This is a genomic window from Pseudochrobactrum sp. AO18b (assembly GCF_000409565.1).
GTDB lineage: Bacteria > Pseudomonadota > Alphaproteobacteria > Rhizobiales > Rhizobiaceae > Pseudochrobactrum > Pseudochrobactrum saccharolyticum.
In genome coordinates this window covers 1-3,798 of sequence record NZ_ANNO01000114.1, presented here as the reverse complement: position 1 = coordinate 3,798, position 3,798 = coordinate 1, and the positions used below count along the sequence as shown (strand labels likewise).

Genomic DNA, 3,798 nt, shown 5'->3' with positions numbered 1-3,798 from the left:
AAACCCCCCCCCCCCTTATCGGCGTCCAAAAAGTACCCCTCCTTTAGGTTGCAACGTTTAGCGTGCGCGGGCCCGGAACTTTCAATTTAGTGCAGGGTTTGCGCGCGCGGATCCCTAGTGTTCTTCGGCTTTAGCTTTGAGAGCGGTTTTTGAAGCGCCACGATTCATTACCCGTTTCAACGATCTCGCAATGATGGGTAAGCCGGTCGAGCAGAGCGGCGGTCATTTTTGCGTCGCCGAAGACAGTCGGCCACTCGCCGAACGTCAGGTTTGTGGTGACGATGATTGAAGTTCGCTCGTAAAGCCTGCTGATGAGGTGGAACAGCAACTGTCCGCCCGCTTGTGCGAACGGAAGATAGCCAAGCTCGTCCATAATGGACTTGTCCCGAATTATTTCCGCCTCTTCATCTCTTTTCGGCGGCTTTTTGCTCGAATTGAGCGGGTGATATTCCTCCGAGTGTCGAATGCCTTCTGCGTATATTGTAAAATCCGTTTATGTATTTGAAAAGCGCCTCTGTCAGCTGTTGACGTGTTTGCCACGTATGTCGCCAAATCAATTCCGCCTTCAGTGTCTTGAAGAATGTTTCTGACACAGCATTATCCCAGCAATTTCCTTTTCCACTCATTGAGACTTGGAATTCGAGCTGCTTTAGCCGTTTCTGATAGTATAGAGCACAATATTGACTGCCTCGGTCTGTATGATGAATGCAGCCTGGCTTTGGATTGCGCAAAGCGATCGCTCTGTTCAATGCCTGTAATGCAAGGTCTTGTTTCAAACGATCACTGACAGCCCAACCCACAACGCGCCTTGAATGAAGATCGATGATGACAGCCAGATATAACCATCCTTCGCGTGTCCATAAATAACTGATATCACCCGCCCATTTCTGATTGGGCTTGTCAGCTGAGAAGTCCTGATCCAGTAAGTTCGGCGCTATGTTAAAAGTATGGTTGCTGTCAGTTGTCACCTTATGCTTGCGTGTTCTGATCGCATAAATGTTGTTTTGGCGCATCAAACGCCCAACGCGGCGATGCCCGACAGATAATCCAATATCTCGGAGCTCTTGGGTCATGCGGGGACGACCATAAGATTTAAGGCTAAGATGGTACTGCTCTCAAATATGCGCTAGGAGCACCATATCTTGTCTTTGCCGGTTGCTTAAAGGCCTTCTCCGCCAGGCACGATAACCACGTGATGTAACGTCCATAATTTGGCATAGCCGATGGACTGGAATTAGATTGCGGTGTTCTTCCACGAAAACAAACCTCATTTGCTTTGGTTCGCGAAGAACACGGTGGCCTTTTTTAATACTTCCCTCTCCTCCAGAAGTAGGCGGTTCTCCTTACGCAGCCGTTCATTTTCTTTTGCTAAATCAATGTCGGCAGCAGGAGGCATATTCTCGGGGCGAGAACGCTGTATCCATTTTGACAACGTGGAAAGGCCGACACCCAAATCGGTTGCTACCTGGCGACGAGTAAGACCACTCGTAAGCGCAATCCGAACCGCTTCGCGTCTGAAATCGTTTGTGTGTGAAACTGCCATAAATCTTCTCTGTTGATTGCCGCTGAGAACTGACCCGGTTTGGGGTAATATTTCCATTTAGAATTGACCCATGTTTGAACCTTCCCTCGTTTGTTTTTCAGCGAGGGCTATGGAGTGATCGACATGGCATTATTGAGCGTTATCCGACGCTGGCATTACCGGGACGAACTATCGATCCGCGAGATTGCCCGACGAACGGGATTATCGCGGAACACCATCCGCAAGTACTTGCGCCTCAATGGCGTTGAGCCAAAATTTCAGGTTCCGGACAGGCCAAGCAAACTCGACGCATTTTCTGACCGACTGACGACGTGGTTAAAGTCGGAAGATCGCAAACCTCGCAAACAAAAGCGCACGGTGAAGCAGATGCATGCTGACCTTGTCGCTCTGGGCTATGAGGGATCATACAGTCGCGTTGCCACCTTTGCCCGCAAGTGGAAGGCCGATCTTCATATGCACACCCAGACATCGGGCCGGGGTACGTTTGTCCCTTTGAACTTTGAGCCGGGAGAAGCATTTCAATTTGACTGGTCAGAAGACTGGGCAATTATTGGCAATGAACGGACAAAGCTTCAGGTCGCCCATACCAAGCTAAGTTATTCCAGAGCCTTTATCGTTCGCGCCTATCTCACACATTCCCATGAGATGCTGTTTGACGCTCACAACTATGCATTCCGAGTGCTTGGTGGTGTTCCACGACGCGGCATTTATGACAATATGCGTACAGCCATCGATAAGGTCGGGCGAGGCAAAGAGCGTGACGTCAATATCCGCTTTCAAGCGATGGCCAGCCACTATCTGTTTGAACCAGACTTCTGCAATCCTGCATCAGGCTGGGAAAAGGGACAGATTGAGAAGAATGTTCAGGATTCTCGGCATCGGTTCTTTCAACCCGTTCCACGATTTGCTTCGCTGGATGAACTGAACGACTGGTTGGAAGAGCGTTGCAAGTTTTTCTGGGTAACCACAACGCATGGTAAAATGCGCGGCAGCATAGCCGATCTTTGGGCTGAAGAAGTCCAGACTCTTATGCCCGTTTCCCGATTTTTTGATGGCTTTGTCGAATATACCAAGCGCGTATCACCGACCTGCCTAGTTCACTTTGATCGTACGCGTTATAGTGTTCCAGCATCCTTTGCCAATCGCCCTGTAAGCCTGCGTGTCTATCCTGATCGTGTCGTGGTCGCTGCCGAAGGGCAGATCATTTGCGAGCATTCACGCATCTTCAATCGCTCTCACGAAGCACCAGGTCACACCGTCTATGACTGGCGGCACTATTTGTCGGTCATTCAGCGAAAGCCCGGCGCATTGCGCAATGGCGCTCCCTTCACGGAGCTTCCGGAAGCGTTTCGCACACTCCAGCTTCATCTGTTGAAGAAGCCGGGCGGCGATAGGGAAATAGTCGATATCCTTTCCCTCGTCTTACAGCATGATGAACAGGCCGTACTTATGGCAGTCGATATGGCGTTGAAGTCGGGAGTGCCGACAAAAACCCATATTCTCAATTTGCTTCATCGTTTGGTCGACGGCAAATCTCTCATTCCACCCCCGGTTAACGCACCGCAGGCACTGATCCTTAACAATGAACCCAAGGCCAATGTCGAACGCTACGACACCTTGAGAAAGACGGAGGCTCGTCATGCGTCATAATCCAGCAAGTGGTGCTATCGTTATCATGCTGCGGCAATTAAAGATGCATGGCATGGCACAAGCAGTTGGTGAACTCACCGAACAAGGATCACCAGCTTTCGAGGCAGCTATTCCAGTTCTGTCACAGCTGCTTAAGGCGGAAACAGCAGAGCGTGAAGTCAGATCAGTTGCCTATCAGCTCAAAACTGCACGCTTTCCAGCCTACCGTGATCTGAACGGCTTTGACTTCGCAAGCAGTGAGATAAACGAGGCATTGGTCCTGCAGCTGCATCGCTGTGACTTTCTCAATGATGCAAACAACATCGTTCTGGTTGGTGGACCCGGCACGGGTAAAACTCATATCGCCACCGCTATTGGTGTCCAGGCGATTGAACACCACCACAAACGCGTCCGGTTCTTCTCAACAGTTGAACTTGTGAATGCACTTGAGCAGGAAAAAGCCCAGGGCAAATCCGGACAGATCGCCAACCGGCTCATTTATTCCGATCTCGTCATTCTTGATGAGCTCGGATATCTACGATTCAGTGCATCCGGTGGCGCGCTTTTATTCCACCTGCTCAGCAAACTTTACGAGCGCACGAGTGTCATAATCACCACCAATCTCA

At 50.3% G+C, this 3,798-nt stretch carries 2 protein-coding genes and 2 pseudogenes; 2 read left to right on the top strand and 2 right to left on the bottom strand.

All coding sequences use genetic code 11. The features are described from left to right. Nucleotides 1–130: 130 nt before the first annotated feature. Both A918_RS19470 and A918_RS21455 read right to left on the bottom strand, forming a co-directional pair. A pseudogene (locus tag A918_RS19470) lies at nucleotides 131–385 on the bottom strand (ATP-binding protein); the annotation flags it as partial. A gap of 19 nt (nucleotides 386–404) precedes the next feature. Next, a pseudogene (locus A918_RS21455) lies at nucleotides 405–1,543 on the bottom strand (IS3 family transposase). A 123-nt stretch (nucleotides 1,544–1,666) separates the two neighbouring features. On the opposite strand from A918_RS21455, the gene istA reads away from it, so the two are divergent. Continuing rightward, nucleotides 1,667–3,193 carry an IS21 family transposase gene (gene istA, locus A918_RS0104815; protein WP_022709956.1) on the top strand — a complete coding sequence of 509 codons (1,527 nt, stop codon included), beginning with the start codon at nucleotides 1,667–1,669 and terminating at the stop codon, nucleotides 3,191–3,193. Next, nucleotides 3,183–3,798 (top strand): IS21-like element helper ATPase IstB (gene istB / locus A918_RS0104810; protein WP_022709955.1); only part of this gene is annotated, 616 nt, incomplete at its 3' end. The genes istA and istB, both read left to right, overlap by 11 nt.